The sequence below is a fragment of the Bradyrhizobium sp. 2TAF24 genome (assembly GCF_052115025.1).
Lineage (GTDB): Bacteria > Pseudomonadota > Alphaproteobacteria > Rhizobiales > Xanthobacteraceae > Bradyrhizobium_A.
Genome location: NZ_JBFRFW010000001.1, coordinates 644,510 through 660,647 on the forward strand (window position 1 = coordinate 644,510; position 16,138 = coordinate 660,647).

19 protein-coding genes are annotated in these 16,138 nt (G+C 67.4%); 5 read left to right on the forward strand and 14 right to left on the reverse strand.

Annotated features, from left to right (window positions below; translation table 11 throughout):
• Nucleotides 1-2 precede the first annotated feature (2 nt).
• The 5 genes from AB4Z37_RS02875 to AB4Z37_RS02895 all read right to left on the reverse strand — a co-directional run bounded on the left by AB4Z37_RS02875 (nucleotide 3) and on the right by AB4Z37_RS02895 (nucleotide 4,299).
• Nucleotides 3-905: an alpha/beta fold hydrolase gene (locus AB4Z37_RS02875; protein ID WP_441515153.1), complete on the reverse strand. Its 903-nt coding sequence runs from the start codon at nucleotides 903-905 to the stop codon at nucleotides 3-5.
• 113 nt (nucleotides 906-1,018) lie between these two features.
• A complete protein-coding gene (purD, locus tag AB4Z37_RS02880; RefSeq protein WP_441515154.1) occupies nucleotides 1,019-2,293 on the reverse strand; it encodes a phosphoribosylamine--glycine ligase in 1,275 nt (424 codons plus the stop codon).
• 57 nt (nucleotides 2,294-2,350) lie between these two features.
• Nucleotides 2,351-2,653, reverse strand: a complete 303-nt coding sequence (locus tag AB4Z37_RS02885; protein ID WP_441515155.1) for a winged helix-turn-helix domain-containing protein — start codon at nucleotides 2,651-2,653, stop codon at nucleotides 2,351-2,353.
• A gap of 4 nt (nucleotides 2,654-2,657) precedes the next feature.
• On the reverse strand, nucleotides 2,658-3,212 hold the full coding sequence (locus AB4Z37_RS02890; RefSeq protein ID WP_441515156.1) for a hypothetical protein: 555 nt from the start codon (nucleotides 3,210-3,212) through the stop codon (nucleotides 2,658-2,660).
• Nucleotides 3,213-3,309: 97 nt separating this feature from the next.
• On the reverse strand, nucleotides 3,310-4,299 hold the full coding sequence (locus AB4Z37_RS02895) for an alpha/beta hydrolase (RefSeq protein ID WP_441515157.1): 990 nt from the start codon (nucleotides 4,297-4,299) through the stop codon (nucleotides 3,310-3,312).
• Nucleotides 4,300-4,438: 139 nt separating this feature from the next.
• On the opposite strand from AB4Z37_RS02895, the gene xseA reads away from it, so the two are divergent.
• The 3 genes from xseA to AB4Z37_RS02910 all read left to right on the forward strand — a co-directional run bounded on the left by xseA (nucleotide 4,439) and on the right by AB4Z37_RS02910 (nucleotide 7,203).
• Nucleotides 4,439-6,067, forward strand: coding sequence for an exodeoxyribonuclease VII large subunit (gene xseA / locus AB4Z37_RS02900; protein ID WP_441515158.1), 1,629 nt, complete (start codon nucleotides 4,439-4,441; stop codon nucleotides 6,065-6,067).
• 122 nt (nucleotides 6,068-6,189) lie between these two features.
• Nucleotides 6,190-6,414 carry a DUF2093 domain-containing protein gene (locus tag AB4Z37_RS02905; protein WP_441515159.1) on the forward strand — a complete coding sequence of 75 codons (225 nt, stop codon included), beginning with the start codon at nucleotides 6,190-6,192 and terminating at the stop codon, nucleotides 6,412-6,414.
• 45 nt (nucleotides 6,415-6,459) lie between these two features.
• On the forward strand, nucleotides 6,460-7,203 hold the full coding sequence (locus AB4Z37_RS02910; RefSeq protein ID WP_441515160.1) for an SDR family NAD(P)-dependent oxidoreductase: 744 nt from the start codon (nucleotides 6,460-6,462) through the stop codon (nucleotides 7,201-7,203).
• On the opposite strand, the gene lpxK is transcribed toward AB4Z37_RS02910, so the two are convergent.
• Genes lpxK through AB4Z37_RS02940 form a run of 6 tightly spaced genes read right to left on the reverse strand, consistent with a single transcriptional unit; the run spans nucleotide 7,190 to nucleotide 12,704 of the window.
• Nucleotides 7,190-8,191, reverse strand: coding sequence for a tetraacyldisaccharide 4'-kinase (lpxK, locus tag AB4Z37_RS02915; RefSeq protein ID WP_441515161.1), 1,002 nt, complete (start codon nucleotides 8,189-8,191; stop codon nucleotides 7,190-7,192). The genes AB4Z37_RS02910 and lpxK overlap by 14 nt on opposite strands.
• Nucleotides 8,184-9,521, reverse strand: a complete 1,338-nt coding sequence (locus tag AB4Z37_RS02920) for a 3-deoxy-D-manno-octulosonic acid transferase (protein ID WP_441515162.1) — start codon at nucleotides 9,519-9,521, stop codon at nucleotides 8,184-8,186. Before AB4Z37_RS02920 ends, lpxK begins: the two co-directional genes overlap by 8 nt.
• Nucleotides 9,478-10,188 (reverse strand): lysophospholipid acyltransferase family protein, encoded by a 711-nt coding sequence (locus AB4Z37_RS02925; RefSeq protein WP_441515163.1) that lies wholly within the window; start codon nucleotides 10,186-10,188, stop codon nucleotides 9,478-9,480. Before AB4Z37_RS02925 ends, AB4Z37_RS02920 begins: the two co-directional genes overlap by 44 nt.
• A gap of 23 nt (nucleotides 10,189-10,211) precedes the next feature.
• Nucleotides 10,212-10,451 carry a DUF4170 domain-containing protein gene (locus AB4Z37_RS02930; protein ID WP_441515164.1) on the reverse strand — a complete coding sequence of 80 codons (240 nt, stop codon included), beginning with the start codon at nucleotides 10,449-10,451 and terminating at the stop codon, nucleotides 10,212-10,214.
• Between the two features lie 56 nt (nucleotides 10,452-10,507).
• Nucleotides 10,508-11,320, reverse strand: coding sequence for a 3'(2'),5'-bisphosphate nucleotidase CysQ (locus AB4Z37_RS02935; protein WP_441515165.1), 813 nt, complete (start codon nucleotides 11,318-11,320; stop codon nucleotides 10,508-10,510).
• Entirely contained in the window at nucleotides 11,307-12,704 is a 1,398-nt protein-coding gene (locus tag AB4Z37_RS02940; RefSeq protein ID WP_441515166.1) for a TldD/PmbA family protein, read from the reverse strand. Before AB4Z37_RS02940 ends, AB4Z37_RS02935 begins: the two co-directional genes overlap by 14 nt.
• A 268-nt stretch (nucleotides 12,705-12,972) precedes the next feature.
• On the opposite strand from AB4Z37_RS02940, the gene AB4Z37_RS02945 reads away from it, so the two are divergent.
• Nucleotides 12,973-13,500 carry a DUF6101 family protein gene (locus AB4Z37_RS02945; RefSeq protein WP_441515252.1) on the forward strand — a complete coding sequence of 176 codons (528 nt, stop codon included), beginning with the start codon at nucleotides 12,973-12,975 and terminating at the stop codon, nucleotides 13,498-13,500.
• A gap of 13 nt (nucleotides 13,501-13,513) precedes the next feature.
• Here the strand turns inward: AB4Z37_RS02945 and AB4Z37_RS02950 are convergent, their stop codons facing one another.
• The gene (locus tag AB4Z37_RS02950; protein WP_441515167.1) at nucleotides 13,514-14,062 is read right to left on the reverse strand and encodes a carboxymuconolactone decarboxylase family protein; all 549 of its coding nucleotides are present in this window, start codon (nucleotides 14,060-14,062) and stop codon (nucleotides 13,514-13,516) included.
• Nucleotides 14,063-14,134: 72 nt separating this feature from the next.
• On the opposite strand from AB4Z37_RS02950, the gene AB4Z37_RS02955 reads away from it, so the two are divergent.
• The gene (locus AB4Z37_RS02955; RefSeq protein ID WP_441515168.1) at nucleotides 14,135-14,464 is read left to right on the forward strand and encodes a winged helix-turn-helix transcriptional regulator; all 330 of its coding nucleotides are present in this window, start codon (nucleotides 14,135-14,137) and stop codon (nucleotides 14,462-14,464) included.
• A gap of 15 nt (nucleotides 14,465-14,479) precedes the next feature.
• On the opposite strand, the gene AB4Z37_RS02960 is transcribed toward AB4Z37_RS02955, so the two are convergent.
• Together AB4Z37_RS02960 and AB4Z37_RS02965 are read right to left on the reverse strand one after the other, a co-directional pair.
• On the reverse strand, nucleotides 14,480-14,923 hold the full coding sequence (locus tag AB4Z37_RS02960; protein WP_441515169.1) for an NfeD family protein: 444 nt from the start codon (nucleotides 14,921-14,923) through the stop codon (nucleotides 14,480-14,482).
• 16 nt (nucleotides 14,924-14,939) lie between these two features.
• Nucleotides 14,940-15,932, reverse strand: coding sequence for an SPFH domain-containing protein (locus tag AB4Z37_RS02965; RefSeq protein WP_441515170.1), 993 nt, complete (start codon nucleotides 15,930-15,932; stop codon nucleotides 14,940-14,942).
• Nucleotides 15,933-16,138: the final 206 nt, after the last annotated feature.

Genomic DNA, 16,138 nt, shown 5'->3' on the forward strand with positions numbered 1-16,138 from the left:
ATTCACTCCGAAAAGAACGTCAGCAGGGCCGATGCGGTCGCATCGGGATTCTCCTCGCACAGGAAATGCCCGGCGTCGATCGGAGCGCCGGACACGTTGGTCGCCCACGCCCGCCAGGTGTCGAGCGGCGTGCCGGCGGCGCCGGCAAAGCCCGCCGCGCCCCACAGCGCGAGCAGCGGCGCGGTGATCTTCTTGCCCGCGTCGCGATCCGCCGTATCGTGATCGAGATCGGCGTAGGCGCCGGCGCGATAGTCTTCGCAGGCGGCGTGAATGCGCAGGCGATCGCGCAGCGCGGCGAGATAATGAGCCACCGCGCGCGGATCGAACGGGTTCGGCACATCCTTCTTCGACCAACCCTGAAAAATAGGCCCGAAATAGCCATCCGGATCAGACTGGATCAGCTTTTCCGGCAGCGGATAGGGTTGTGCCAGGAACAGCCAGTGATAGGCGCGCAGCCCGAACGCGCGGTCCATTTTCGCCCAGTAGTCGTACGTCGGCAGGATGTCGAGGGTGGCGAGCCGCGACAGCCGGCCCGGATGGTCGAGCGCGAGGCGATAGGTCACCCGGCCGCCGCGATCATGGCCGGCGAGCATGAACTGCGCATGGCCGAGTTTGTCCATCACCTCGATCATCGCCTGCGCCATCGCGCGCTTGGTGAACGGCGTATGGTCGGCGTCGGTCTTGGGCACATCGGACCAGCCGTAGCCGGGCAGATCGGGAACGATGAGCTTGAAGCGCCCGGCGAGCTGCGGCGCCACCTTGTGCCACATCACATGGGTCTGCGGATAACCGTGCAGCAGCATCAGCGGCGGTCCGTCGCCGCCGATGCGCGCGAAGATGCGGCCGCGGCTGGTCGAAATCCATTCGGACGCAAATCCCGGAAACAGGTCGGCGAGATCGGACATGGCGGCACCTCACGTCATGCGTGGCGGGACGGCATGAGTGCCACCGCCAGCGTCGCTTGGCAACGCGCCGCGGCGCGGGGCTGTTCCCCCGCCGCCACAGCCTGTCCGAGACCTCAGGACTCCCGGGCGACGGCCTGCCAGCCGATGTCGCGGCGGCAGAAGCCATCCGGCCAGCGGACGCGATCGACCGCCTCATAAGCGCTCGTCTGCGCCGCACGCACGGTGACGCCGCGTGCGGTGACATTGAGCACGCGCCCGCCATTGGCGAGGATGCGATCGCCGTCGGCCCTGGTGCCGGCATGGAAAATCTCGACACCATCGATGCGGCCGGCGTCATCGAGCCCCTCGATCACCGTGCCCTTGGCGTAGTCGCCGGGATAACCCTTGGCCGCCATCACCACGGTGAGCGCAGCGTCCGGATACCAGCGCACATCGAAGTGCTTGAGCGCACCATCACAGGCGGCGAGCAGCGCCGGCACGAGGTCCGACATCATGCGCACCATCAGCACCTGGCACTCCGGATCGCCGAAGCGGACGTTGTACTCGATCAGCTTCGGCCCGCCCGCCGTGATCATCAGGCCGGCGAACAGCACACCCTTGTAGGGCATGCCGTTGGCCTTCATCGCGCGCAGCGTCGGCAGGATGATCTCGTCCATGGTGCGCTGGCACATGGCATCCGTCATCACCGGCGCGGGTGAGTAGGCGCCCATGCCGCCGGTGTTCGGCCCCTTGTCGCCATCGAAGGCGCGCTTGTGGTCCTGGGCGGTGGCGAGCGGCAGCGCGTTGTCGCCGTCGCACAGCACGAAGAACGAGGCCTCCTCGCCCGTCATGAACTCCTCGACCACCGCTTCCGCGCCGGCGGCGCCAAAGCCGCCGCCGAGGATCATGTCGATGGCCGCCTCCGCCTCGGCAAGCGTCATGGCAACGACAACGCCCTTGCCCGCGGCAAGGCCGTCGGCCTTGACCACGATCGGCGCGCCCTTCTGGTGGATATAGGCCTTGGCCGCAGCCGCATCGCGAAAGCGCTCGTATGCCGCGGTCGGGATGTTGTTGGCCCGGCACAGGTCCTTGGTGAAGCCCTTGGAGCTCTCGAGCTGCGAGGCCGCCTTGCTCGGCCCGAACGCCTTGATTCCCGCGGCGGCGAGATCGTCGACAATGCCCACCGCAAGGGGTGCCTCGGGCCCGACAATCACCAGGGCGACCTTGTTGGTCCGACAGAACGCGATCACCGCAGCATGGTCGGTGACGTCGAGGGCGACGCATTCCGCCTCCCGCGCGATACCGGCGTTGCCTGGCGCGCACCACAGCTTGCTGACGAGGGGCGAACTGGCGATTTTCCAGGCCAGCGCATGTTCGCGCCCGCCCGACCCGAGAAGCAGAATGTTCATGGCGATCTCCTGACCCGCCCGGTTAGCGGGTCAGGGCGGGCGACACAAGAGGCGGATTCAGCCCTCGCCACCGCTGTCGATGATCTGCCGCAGCTGCGCCACATGGCGAGCAAAGGCGCCCCGGCCCGCGGCCGTTGCGGTGACCCGGGTCTGCGGCTTCTTGCCGACAAAGGACTTGTCGACGTCGACATAGGCCGCCCTGGCCAGGGTCTCGATATGGGCGCCGAGATTGCCGTCGGTCGCCCCGGTCAGCTTCTTCAGCCGCACGAACTCCAGCCCCTCCCCCACCGGCAGGGCGTTCAGCGCGGCCATGATGCGCAGCCGCAGCGGCTGGTGGATGATGTCGTCGAGTTCCGCCATGGCGTCAGTCCCGCCGCATCCACAGCCCGCCGAGGATCAGCCCGCCGCCGTCGACCAATGCCATCCACAGGTCGAACCAGGGACCGCTCCAGACATAGCCAGCAAAGGTCAGGGCCGAGATCGACAGCGCGATGGCGACGAAGGCGGGACCGATCCACAGCCCGGCGATGCCGTAGGCCAGCATGAAGTAGGTCGGCCAGAACGCGCTCAGCTGCCGTGGCGTAAAATGGGCCATGCCCAGCGTCCACAGCAGGCCGAAGGCGACGAACAGCACGAATGCCGCGAACATCCTGCTGTCGAACGCCCGCACGCGCGAGCGCGCATACTCGAACGCGCTGAGCACGAAACTGCCGACGATCCCCGCCACATACACCGTGACCCAGGCATAGCCGGCGCGGTGCGGCAGGAATTGCGACACCACATAGCCGGCGGCCACCAGCACGCCCCACATCACCAGCAGCAGGCTGGAGGTGCGGTAGAACTGCGACTGGCGCACCCGGTGGGCGATCGCCTCGATGTCACTCAGCGCTTCCGCCGCCTGTTTCCGATCGATGCTCATGCCCTGCCTGCCGTCGGCCTTTCGGATGTTGCCGCGCCCGTTGTGGCGCAATGTGCGCCGATCCTCAACCGGAACCGGCGAAGCAGCGTCGGTCACCTCAGGAGCGCAGGTCCGCGCGGGCGACATGGTCGGCGATCGCGGCGGCGGCCACGGGATTGCCGAGGATTCCCATGTGATCGATGCCGTCGATGAGATGGACGTCGACGCGCGGGCCGAGCGCCTCCTGGTATTTGTCGGCGAACATCAACTCGTCCGCGGCGCCGGAGAACAGCGTGATCGGCTTCATCGCTGCCGCGACGTCGCGGCGGAAGTCGCCGGAGGTGGCGAAGTCGCGCATCAGGCGAAACGAGTAGACGGTGGTCAGCCGCTGCTCGGCGTTCGGCGGCACCGCGAAGGCGAGCGTCGGCAGCGCTTCCGCCCAGGTCACGCCGAGCTTGCGCAGCACCAGCAGCGCGAGCACGCGTGGGATATCGGCCTGCGCCCAGCCGCCCGAGTTCGGCCGGGTGGTCGGCGCATCGTAGCCGAGATAGGGCGCGAGCAGCACGGTGCGGGCGAACAGGTCCTGGATCGGCGATCCCGCCATGCGCAACGCAAAACCACCGCCTGAGGAATGACCGATCAGGGTCAGCGGTTCAGTCGGATGCGCGGTGCGAATCTCGGCGACGACATCCGCGAGATCGTCCTGCAGCTGGCCGGCATAGCCGATGTCGCCGCGGGTGCCCGAAGCGCCATGGCCACGGATATCGACCGCATAGGTCTCCACGCCACGCGCCGCCAGCGCCCCGGACAGCACATGAACCGCCCCCCGGCTTGATCCGGACGAGCCGTGGACAACCACGGCAATGCCGGCCGCGGCCGGCAGGGTGGCGGCGTAGTGGCGGTAGGCGAGCTCGGTGCCGTCCCGCGCCTGGACGCGTGACAGCGGCGGCAGGCGGCTGAGGTCGAGCGTCTTGCGCGCTGCGGAGATCGACGCCAGTTCGGGGGGCCGTTTCAGCGGCGCGGCCAACATCAGGACCACAAGACAGGTCAAGAGGCCCAGCAGCGCCGAAATCCAGACAAATACTTTGAAGATCAACGAGATGGGCATCTGAAATCTCCAACCTGGCAACAAAATAGATCACTGCAGATAACTCTATAATATAGAATTATCTGTCAATCAACATCGGATTGGCTGGCCGGAGTGGAAGGCTTACCTTCGCGTCCAACTGCTGGAAGGCCCGATTCGTATGTCTGATGCGTCCTACGCGCCGCTGCTCAATGCCCCGGAATTCACCGTCTCGGAGCTGTCCTCCGCGCTGAAGCGGACGGTGGAGGACGCCTACAGCCATGTCCGCGTGCGCGGCGAGATCTCCGGCTTCCGCGGACCGCATTCCTCGGGGCACTGCTATTTTGCCCTCAAGGACGTCAACGCCAAGATCGAGGCGGTGATCTGGAAGGGCGTGCACGGCCGGATGCGGTTCAAGCCGCAGGAGGGCCTCGAGGTCATCGCCACCGGCAAGCTGACCACCTATCCCGGCTCGTCGAAATACCAGATCGTCATCGAGGCGCTGGAGCCCGCCGGCGTCGGCGCACTGATGGCGCTGATGGAGGAGCGCAAGCGCAAGCTCGCCGCCGAAGGGCTGTTCGACGAGGCGCGCAAGCAGCTGCTGCCCTGGCTGCCGAACGTAATCGGCGTCGTCACCTCGCCGACCGGCGCGGTGATCCGCGACATCCTGCATCGCCTCGAAGACCGCTTTCCACGCCGTGTGCTGGTATGGCCAGTGCGCGTGCAGGGCGAAGGCTCAGCCGAGCAGATCGCGGCCGCCATCCGCGGCTTCAACGCCCTGCCGGAGCACGGCCGCATTCCCCGTCCCGACCTGCTGATCGTCGCGCGCGGCGGCGGCTCGCTCGAAGACCTGTGGTCGTTCAACGAAGAGATCGTGGTGCGCGCGGCCGCCGATAGCCTCATCCCGCTGATCTCCGCGGTCGGGCACGAGACCGACATCACCCTGATCGACTTCGCCTCCGACCGCCGCGCGCCAACGCCGACCGCCGCCGCCGAGATGGCGGTGCCGGTGCGTGCGGAGCTGGCGGTCGAAGTCGCGAGCCTCGCCCGGCGCAGCTTCGCGAGCTGGCAGCGCGCCCAGGAGCATCGCCGCAGCGAACTGCGCAGCGCCGCGCGGGCGCTGCCCGCCGCGACCGAATTGCTGGCGATCCCGCGGCAGCGACTCGACAGCGCAAGCACTGCCCTGCCGCGCGCGCTGAAGGGCAACACCCACGCCCATTTCCGTCGCTTCGCCCAGGCGGGCGCCCGGCTGACACTGCGGGTGCTGCGCACCCAGGTCGATCATGCCGCACAGCGGTTGACGGTGACCGGCGACCGCCTGTCCCACAGCGCACGCACCCTGGTGCGTGGACGACGCGAGCGCTTCGCCGGCCTCGAGATCCGCCTCAAGGCGTCGCGCCTCGCCAACGCACAGGCGCAGCGCAACGCGATCGCGCGCGACCGTGAGCGCAGCCTCCGCCTCGCCGAGCGCGCCGCGCGGGCGCTGGCGACCCTGATCCAGCGCCACCAGGCGCGTGTCGCCCACGCCGGACAGCTGCTCACAGCCCTGTCCTACCGCAGCGTCCTGGCCCGCGGCTTTGCGCTGGTGCGTGACGGCAGCGGTGCTCCCCTGCACGCGGCCGCCGGCATCACGGCCGGCGCCCACCTGACACTCGAATTCACCGATGGCCGTGTGGCCGTCACCGCCGACGGCGCAGCGCCGCAGGACACTGCCCGCGAGCCATCGGAGCCCCAGACGGCGCGTCCGGCCGCGAAGCCGACAGCGCCGCGGCGGCCGGCGAAGGCCGACAGCCAGGGCGACCTGTTCTGACCCCAACCCGCGCCACACGGCGGCCCCGTGCTCCCGTCTGATCCTCTGGAAAAGCGGCTCGCCCCGGCCCATCTGTGCTACAGTACCGGTTCATCATCCGCGACCAGCTAAGGGAACCCGGCGTGCTCAACAAGTTCAGTTCTTCCGGCCATGGCGAAGCCAAGGTGCAGTATCTCGATGGAGATTTTCGCGTCATTGCCCCGGGGAGCTACGTGGTCTGCGCGGTGTCCGGCACGCATATCCCGCTCGAGGAACTGAAGTACTGGAGCGTGGATCGCCAGGAGGCTTACGCCACGCCAGACGCGGTGCTCAGCCGTCACTATCCCGGCGCCCTGAAATCGAACTGACGCGCTCTGATCACGGCTCCTGGCAATCCTGCCCCGGCTCCTTCCATGCCACATTCGCGCCCCGTCGCGCTCGTCACCGGTTCCACTTCGGGCATCGGCGCGGCCATCGCACGCCGATTGGCGGCTGATGGGTTTGCGGTCGTACTGCACTCTCGTTCCTCGACCGAGGACGGGCGCCGGTTCGCGGCGGAACTCGGCACCGCGACCTATGTGCAGGCCGACCTCGCGCGTGATGACGACAGGTGCCGGCTGATCCGGGAGGCGATCGCCGTGTGGGGGCGGCTCGACGTTCTCGTCAACAATGCCGGCATCAGCCGCGTCATTCCCCATGCCGACCTTGCTCGGGCGACACCCGACGTCTGGCAGGAGTTGCATGAGGTCAATGTGGTGGCGCCATTCCGGCTGATCGCCGAAGCCGAGCCGGCGCTGCGCGCGGCGGCCCGCCGTGGCCGCGCTGGCTGTGTCGTCAATATCAGCTCACATGCCGGCGTCCGCGCCAAGGGCGCCTCGATTCCATATGCCGCGACCAAAGCCGCACTCAACCATGTGACGCGCCTGCTCGCCGTATCGCTCGCGCCGGATATCCGGGTCAACGCCGTCGCGCCGGGCCTTGTCGATACACCCATGACCGCGGACTGGACCGAAGCGCAGCAGCTCTGGCGCGACCGCGCCCCGATGCGCCGCGCGGCGCGCCCGGAGGATATCGCACAGGCGGTCGCCCTGCTCGTGACCTCGGACTATCTGACCGGCGAGATCCTGCTGTCCGACGGCGGCCTCAACCTGACTTGACCACTCGCGCCAGCAACGCTTCGAGCGTGGCGCCCGGGCCGATCTCCAGCGTGACCTTGAATGGCTTGATCGCGTCGGCATATGCCGCCAGTGCCTCGTCGCCGCGCAGCCGCGCCAGGTCCTTGTCGGTCGTGACCAGGGTGAGGTCGCCGCGTGCCGCACGCCCCGCCAGCGCCGCGAGCTCCGGCCCAACGAACGGATGATGGTCCGGGAAAGCTTCGGTCTCGACGACATCGACGCCTGCAGCACGCAATGTCGCAAAAAAGCGCTGGGGATCGCCGATGCCGGCGAAGGCGAGCACGCGGCGGCCGACCAGCGCCGCGAGCGACGCAGGATCGGGCCGCAGATGGCCCTGCAACACCGGCTTGCCACGCGCCGCCACCAGATCCACGACCGGCTGAGCCGCATCGCCATCGCCGACCACGAGCAATGCGTCGGTCCGCGCGAGCTGCGGCGGCAGCGGCGCGCGCAGCGGCCCCGCCGGGAAGACACAGCCATTGCCGAGACCGCGGCGGCTGTCGATCACGATCAGCGCCGCATCTTTCTCAAGCGACGGATTCTGGAAGCCGTCGTCGAGCAGGATCACGCTGGCGCCCTGCGCCCGTGCCAGCTGCGCGCCCTGATCACGCCGGCGCGCGACCACCACCGGCAAGCGGTCCGCCATCATCAGCGGCTCGTCACCGACATCGGCGGCACCATGCCGTGCCGGATCGACGATGACGGGACCGGCGAGACGGCCGCCATAGCCACGGCTGACCACCCACGGCCGCTCACCCATGCCGCGCAGCAGATCGGCCAGCGCCAGCACGGTCGGCGTCTTGCCCGCGCCGCCAAGATGATAGTTGCCGACACAGATGACGGGGATGCCGACCCGCGTGCCCGGACGCGCCATTCGGCGCGCCGTCAGGCCGCCATAGACGGCGCCGAGCGGCGACAGCAGACGCGATTGCCAGGACGAGCCGCGGTGCCAGAAGGCCGGCTCACGCACGCTGCACTCCGCGCTCGATGCGCAGTTGCATGAGATAGGGCTCGAGCGCCGCGAGCGTGCGCTCCAGCGCGCCGCCGAGCTGCTCGACCACCTGACGGCCGGCATCGATCGCGCGCTGCCGCGTCACCTCGTCGGTCAGCCATGCGGCGATCTGGGCCGACAGGCTGTCGACGGTGTCGACCTGCCGCGCGCCGCGCGCGCTGTCGAGCGCGCCATAGACATCGGTAAAGTTGAAGACATGCGGGCCATGAAGCACGGCGGCGCCGAGCTTGATCGCCTCGATCGGATTCTGTCCGCCATGCTCGATCAACGATCCGCCCATGAAGACGATCGGCGACAGGCGATAGAACAGCCCGAGCTCGCCGAGGGTGTCGGCGACATAGATCTCGGTCTGGGCGAGCGGCAGCTCTTCCTGCGAACGCTGCGCGACATGCAAGCCGGCGGCATAGGCCATCCGCGCGATCGCCTCGCCCCGCGCCGGATGGCGCGGCACGATCACGGTCAGCAGCGACGGGAACGCCGTCGCGAGCCGCCGATGCACCTCGGTGATCATCTCCTCCTCGCCCGCATGGGTCGAGGCCGCGACGATCACCGGCCGGCCGCGCGTGACCGCGATCAGGCGATCGAGCTTGCCCTGATCCGCCGGCGGCGCCTGCACGTCGAGCTTGAGGTTGCCGGTGGCGATGACGTCGCGCGCGCCAAGCGCGGCGAACCGCTCCGCATCGGTCTGCGACTGGGCGAGGCACAGATCGAAGCGGCCGAGCAGCGCGGAGATGGTGGCGTAGGCGCGCTGCCAGCGCGGGAACGAGCGATGCGACATCCGCCCGTTGATCAACACCATCGGCACCCGGCGCGCGGCATTGGCCATGATGAGGTTGGGCCACAGGTCGGACTCGATGAACAGTGCGAGCGATGGCTGCCAGTGCTCGATGAACCGCGCCACATAACGCGGCGCATCCAGCGGAATGTACTGATGGATGACATCGGCCGGAAAGCGCTTGGCGACGATCGATGCCGACGTCACCGTGCCGGAGGTCAGCAGGATGCGAACGTTGAGCGCGCGCAGCCGCTCGATCAGCTCGGCCGCGGCCAGCACCTCACCGACGCTCGCGCCGTGAATCCAGATCAGCGGACCGGCGGGCCGCTCGACGCTGGCGACGCCGCGCCGCTCCCCGACCCGCGCCGCCTCCTCCTTGCCCTGCCGCAGCCGGTGTCCGAGCAGCAGGCCCGACACCGGCACCGCCATCGCGGACAACCTGCGATAAGCCCGCAGCGTCAGCGGCACATCATGCGCCATGCAGCGCCCCATCGGAACGGCCGACGATCGCATAGGCCCGGCGGTTGACCTCATTCAGGTTGGCCTCGAGCTGCACGCGAAGCGCCTCCATGGTGTCGGCGTCGGCATCGGCAGGGACCGACACGGCCTCGCCGATCGCGATCACGCCACGGCCGAACGGCAGGTGAATCACCGAACGATCCCAGTTGTTCAGCCGCTTGAACCGGCTGGTCGCGATCGCGGTCGGTATAATGGGCCGCCCGGAGTCCCGTGCAAGCATAATCACGCCAAGACCAGCCACCCGGGAGACTTTGGGAACGTCAGCCGTCACCGCGATATTGCAGCCGTCCTGCAGGGTGCGCAGCATATTCTTGAACGCTGCAACCCCCCCTTTGCGATGAAACGACGACCCATGGTCGCCGGAGCCACGCAACACACCGATGCCGAGCCGCTCGCACGCGATCGCGTTGATCTCGCCATCACGATGGCGCGAAATCAGGACCTTGAAGCGATACCGCTTGCGCACAACGAACGGCATCATGAAATGCTGGCCGTGCCAGAACACCCCGATGACCGGCAGCCGCGAGCTGATCTGTTCATGCAGGTCGGGCGGATCATAGCTGAAGCGGTTCGTCAGCCAGACGAAACGCAGGAATTCAGCGGCGAGGAATCCCGCCACCTGCTGAAACCAGCTCGAACGCGATATCTTGCGAAAGGACATGGAGCGAAGCGGCGCGCCGGGGCTCAGTGCGTCTTGTCGGTCGCCGGGTCGAGCAGGCGGTGCAGGTGAACGATGAAATAGCGCATGTGCGCATTGTCGACGGTCTGCTGCGCCTTCGCCTTCCAGGCCGCATAAGCCGAGGCGTAATTCGGGTACAGGCCGACGACTTCGACCTTGTCGAGATCCTTGAACGTGACGTGATCGAGATCGACCAGTTCGCCTCCGATCACGAGATGGAGCAACTGCTGCGGCGTATCGGACATGGATCTTTTTCCTGAAACAAACAGCTTCCGGTCGGACGGCGACGACGAGAACAATTCTAGAACAGCGGCTGGTGTCTGAAGTGCTCAACGATACGGGCGTGACGGGCTGTTCCCGCCGCCACCAGGGTGTCGTGCCTCACTTCCGGGCGGTTATAGCGGATGAGCTCGCCCGTCAACGTGGTCATCGTCCCGGCCGCTTCGTGCACGATTAAGTCGGCCGCCGCAAGGTCCCAATCCCGGCTTTGCCCGCCCGCAAAAGCAGCATCCAGCCGCCCCTCGGCCGCCCGACAGATCTTGAGTGCCAGAGAGCCAATTCGGGGATGGATATTGCCTGGTTCCAGGGCACTGCCCAATCGATCGACCAGAGGTTTGGGGCCTACGATCCGCGCAGGGTCGAGGCGGTCGCCGGGGCTGACGCGAATCGTCCGGCCGTTCAGCGTGGCGCCGCGGCTGCGCGCGGCAATGAACATTTCATCAGACACCGGCACGAACACCGCGCCCAGCAGCGGCACGCCATCGGCCACCAGCGCCACGCTGACGCACCAGTCATCCTGACCGGCGAGATAAGAGCGCGTGCCATCGATAGGATCCACGATCCACACCAGGCGCTTGCCGAGCCGCGACGGATCGTCGGCGCTCTCCTCCGACAGCCAGCCATAGTCCGGCGTCGCCGCCCGGAGCCGCCGCTCCAGCAGATCGTTGGCGGCAATATCGGCTTCGGTGACGGGCGAGGACTTGCCCTTGATCCAGTTGCGCAGATCAGTGCGGAACAAGCTGAGCGCCAGCGCACCGGCCTCACGAACGCTTTCGGTCAGCAGCGCGGCGTCGCGCGCCAGGGCGTCGTCATGAACGATCTCAGCGTCCGGCAATCGTCAATCCCTCGATGCGGACGGTCGGCGCGTTGACGCCGTAGCGGAATTCGAGATCGTTGGCCGGTGTCAGCGATTTGAACATCTCCAGCAGATGGCCGGCGATGGTGACCTCGCTGACCGCATAGGTCGGCTTGCCGTTCTCGATCCAGAAGCCGGCAGCACCGCGGCTGTAGTCGCCGGTGACGCCATTGACGCCGGAACCGATCAGGTCGGTGATGTAGAAGCCTTCCTTGATATCGGCCATCAACTCCGCGGGCGTGAGCCGGCCCGGCTCCATATGCAGATTATAGGCGCCCGGTGACGGCGACGACGACACACCGCGATGGGCGTGGCCCGTGGTGGCAAGACCGAGTTCGCGGGCGGTCGCCGAATCCAGCAGCCAGGAGGTCAGCACACCGCCATCGATGATCGCCAGCGGCTTCACCGCGACGCCCTCGGCGTCGAACGGTTGCGAGCGCAAGCCGCGCACGCGCAGCGGATCGTCGATAATGCGGATGCCGCTGCCAAACAGCTGCTTGCCGAGGCTATCCTTGAGAAAGCTGGTCTTGCGCGCGATCGACGCACCGTTGGCAGCGCCAACGACATGGCCGACCAGCGAGTTGGAAACGCGCGGATCATACACCACCGGCACCTTGCAGGTCGCGACCTTGCGCGGATTGACCCGCGCCACCGCACGCGCGCCGGCACGGGCGCCGATGTCCGCCGGCGCGAGCAGATCCGCACCGTGGATCGCCGACGAGTAATCGTAATCGCGCTCCATGCCGGTGCCCTCACCGGCGATCGCCGTCATCGAGATGCCCTGGCAGGAGCGCAGATAGGCACCATGGAAACCGGAGCTGGTGACGAGCACCATACCGCCGATGCCGCAGGACGCGGACGCCCCGCCGGACTTGGTGACGCCCGCGACGGCGAGACCAGCGGCCTCGGCCGCGAGCGCGCGCTGCTCGAGCTCCACCGTGGAGGGCATATCGGGGTCGAGAAGATCGAGGTTCGGGAAGCTGCGCGCGAGCAGCGCCGGATCGGCGAGACCAACATAGGCGTCGTCGGGTGCGACGCGTGCCATCGCCACGGCACGCTCCGCGAGCCTGGTGACGGCATCGCCGGCGACATCGTTGGTCGAGACCACGGCCTGCCGCTTGCCGACGATCACCCGCAAACCGACATCGTCGCCTTCCGAACGCTCCGACTCCTCGACGCGGCCGTCCCGCACCTCGACGCCCTGCGACATGCCTCGCACCGCGACCGCATCGGCCGCGTCGGCACCGGCGCGTTTCGCGGCGTCGACGAGACGCCCGGCGAGATCGCTCAGAGCAGACTGGTCGAGCAGATCAGAACCGGCCCTGGTCGCGGCAGACGGTGATGCGCTAGCTGAAGAGGTCACGGGCCAATCCCAGATCCGAGAGTGAAAAGGCAGGAAAACAGGGCCCCGGCAGGGGCGCGTGCACGCTTCTCAAATGTGCCGATTCCATGTGGATTTCAAGCACATCGCTCGTTGGAAAACCAACAAATTTCGGCCGTTTGGCAAGGTCTCGTCAAGCATGTCAAGGGGTCAGGATCGATTAACCAGCCTTCTTAAGCGCTTTGGGACAGGCGCATGGCAAAGTGCCTCCATCGACCGGGAGAATAATCCCGGCGGGGAGATCAAAGTCGTGAGGCGTCAATTCGGAGCTGGCGGACCATCCGCCGGGTCGAGCTGCATGTTGCGGCTCGACCCTCTTTCCCTGCCTGTGCGGTTCGATACGCGCGATACACGCGCCGACGGCGGCGTGCGGCAGGTCGAGATCAACCGCGACCGCGTGGTGCTGCGGCGAGCCGTTCGCGGCATGCGGATGGCGATCAACGTCGATGTTCAGGAATTTCTAGGGATCGCGACCCGCGCGACCGACGACGGGCAGATGCTGGTGCTCGCCCATCGTGACCCGTCACTGTCCATCCCGCTGCTGCAGTCCACCGACGCCCCGGAGATCGCGGAAGCCGCGACGCGGTGGAGCGAAATCTTCGCGCTGCCGCTGATCGACGAGGATGCACGGCTCGCACGTCCGCCCGCCGCCCGGCGGCGCCGGCACAATGTCATCAAAACCCGCCGATCAAAGATCGTGCTGCGACGACGCTGCGGCAACGATCTGGCGGACATGGCCGTTCACCGCGATGAACGCGAAATCATCGCGCGGAACTGAACGCTCCCTCTTGTCATGCCGCATCGGGAAAGCGGGCCGTTCCCGCTTCCAGCGGCAGGGCGAGGCCATTCGCCAGATACGCCACCGTCCGGTAGAAGCCGCAGAGCAGGATCACCTCCAGGATCTGCGCGTCGTCATAGTGCCGCTTGATGGCGGTGAACTCTTCCTCGTTCCAGGTCGCGCGGTGATGCAGCGCGTCAATCGCTGCAATCAGTGCCTGTTCGGCCTCCGACCAGCACGCCGCAGTTGCCGGTTCCAGCACTGTCGCCCGCACCTGTTCCCCAGTCAGTCCGGCTCGATCGGCGAAATACGCCACATGCACGCCCCACTCGTAGGCGCAACGTGTCAGCGCGCAGGTGCGGTCGATCACGATTTCCCGCTCGCGCAGCGGCAGCGGCCCGCGGTCGAGCAGGCTGCCCGCCCGAAATTTCGTCCAGGCCCGCTCGCTGGTGGCCAGCGTGCGGAACAACCTCAGCGGCGGCACGCCGGGCGGCATGATGCGGTCGAAGTGAGCCTGCAGCTCAGGCGCGTAAGGCGGTTCCAGTGGGGCGATGCGCGGCATGGGGCGCGCTCCTCTGCTATTAAAAACGTATCAATGCTACATTTTTTGTAGCGATCTGCAAGAAGGATGACGATGAAAGCGGCCCGCAAGACGACGACTGCCGTGCGCGGATCACGCTCCGGACGCCCGATCATGGCGCTGCTCGACCTGCTCGGCCGGCGCTGGACACTGCGGATTGTCTGGGAGTTGCGCGACCGCGCGCTGACCTCGCGCGCGCTGCGCGAGGCCTGCGACAACGCCTCGCCGACGGTCCTGCAGGCACGGCTCAAGGACCTCAAGGACGCCGGTCTTGTCGAGAACGTACCGACCGAAGGCTATCAGCTGACCGCGCGCGGCCGCGACCTGATGACGGCATTCCTGCCGCTGAGCGACTTCGCCGAACGCTGGGGCCGGCGGAAATAGGCGCCGGCCTTCACCTCAGGCCGGCTCGACGCGCAGGCGGCCGCCATCGGCCGCCACCACACGCACCTGGCTGCCTGCGGGCGCATCGTGGCCCGCCACGCGCCACACCGTGTCGTCCACCCGCACCGTGCCGCTGCCGTCGACGATCGGCCGCTCCAGCGTGAACACCCGCCCCACCAGCGCTTCCGCCCGGCGGTTGAGAAACGGCTGATCGGTATCCGCCGCGCGCCGCGATCCGACGCGCCGCCACAGCGGCACTGCCGCCAGCGCGAACACCGAAAAGGCCAGCAGTTGCGCCTGCCACGACCACGGCACCACGAACGACAGCACCCCGACCAACAGCGCCGCGAGCCCGAGCCACAGCATGAAGACGCCGGGCGCCAGCAACTCCACTCCGACCAGGATGAGCCCAGCGATCAGCCAGTTCCACGTGCCCAGCGCGTTCAACGTCTCGACCATGGCCTTCTCCCGCGACTCACCCCTGCCCGCCGCTCGAGCCCGGCCCGGTGTTGGGGACGGTCGGCCGGCGCGCTGCCGACGTCGCCGACGCGGCGCTCTCGCCGAATGCCGCCTTGGCGATTTCGCCGATGCCGCCGAGCGACGCGAGAATGCCCGTGGCCTCGATCGGCAGCATCACGATCTTCTGGTTCGGCGACTGCGCGATCTCGCCGAACGCCTTGATGTACTTGTCGGCGATGAAGTAGTTCAGCGACGCGACATCGCCGCTGGCGATCGCCTGGGACACCATCTGGGTCGCCTTGGCTTCGGCTTCCGCGGACCGTTCACGCGCCTCGGCATCACGGAACGCAGCTTCGCGGCGCCCCTCCGCCTGCAGGATCTGCGCCTGCTTGGCGCCCTCGGCGCGCAGGATCTCCGACTGGCGCTGGCCTTCCGCCTGCAGGATGTCGGCGCGCTTGACGCGCTCGGCCTTCATCTGGCGGCCCATCGCCTCGACGAGGTCCGCCGGCGGCACGATATCCTTGATCTCGATGCGGTTGACCTTGAGGCCCCACGGTGACACCGCGGCGTCGACCACACGCAGCAGCCGCTCGTTGATCTCGTCACGATGCGACAGCACCTGGTCGAGGTCCATCGAGCCCATCACCGAGCGGATGTTGGTCATGGTCAGCGTGACGATCGCCTGGGTGAGATTGGCAACCTCGTAACTCGCCTTGGCGGCGTCGAACACCTGGAAGAATGCGACCCCGTCGACAGTGACGGTGGCGTTGTCCTTGGTGATGACCTCCTGCTCGGGAATGTCGATCACCTGCTCCATCATGTTGATCTTGCGGCCGACACGATCGAAATACGGAATGATAAGGTTCAGTCCCGGCCGCAGCGTGCGGGTGTACTTGCCGAACCGCTCGATGGTCCAGTCAAACCCCTGCGGCACGGTCTTGACGCCGGCAAACAGCGTCACGATCACTAGCAGAACCACGACAATCGCAAAAACATCAAATCCGGACATGAACAACTCCTGTGGCGCTCACGCCCTGCCCGCGACATGCGGCGGCTGACGGGCGCCAGATCAATGGGCGCTTTCCTTACGCGAAAACTGTGACGTCTTAGTCGCTCACAGAGAATGGATGGTTCGGTGTATCCCGTCGAGGGGGTAAAAGCGCGCGGGGGACCGGCACGCCGGCGCCGCAACCGCCCGCCGTTCGGGTCCAGCCC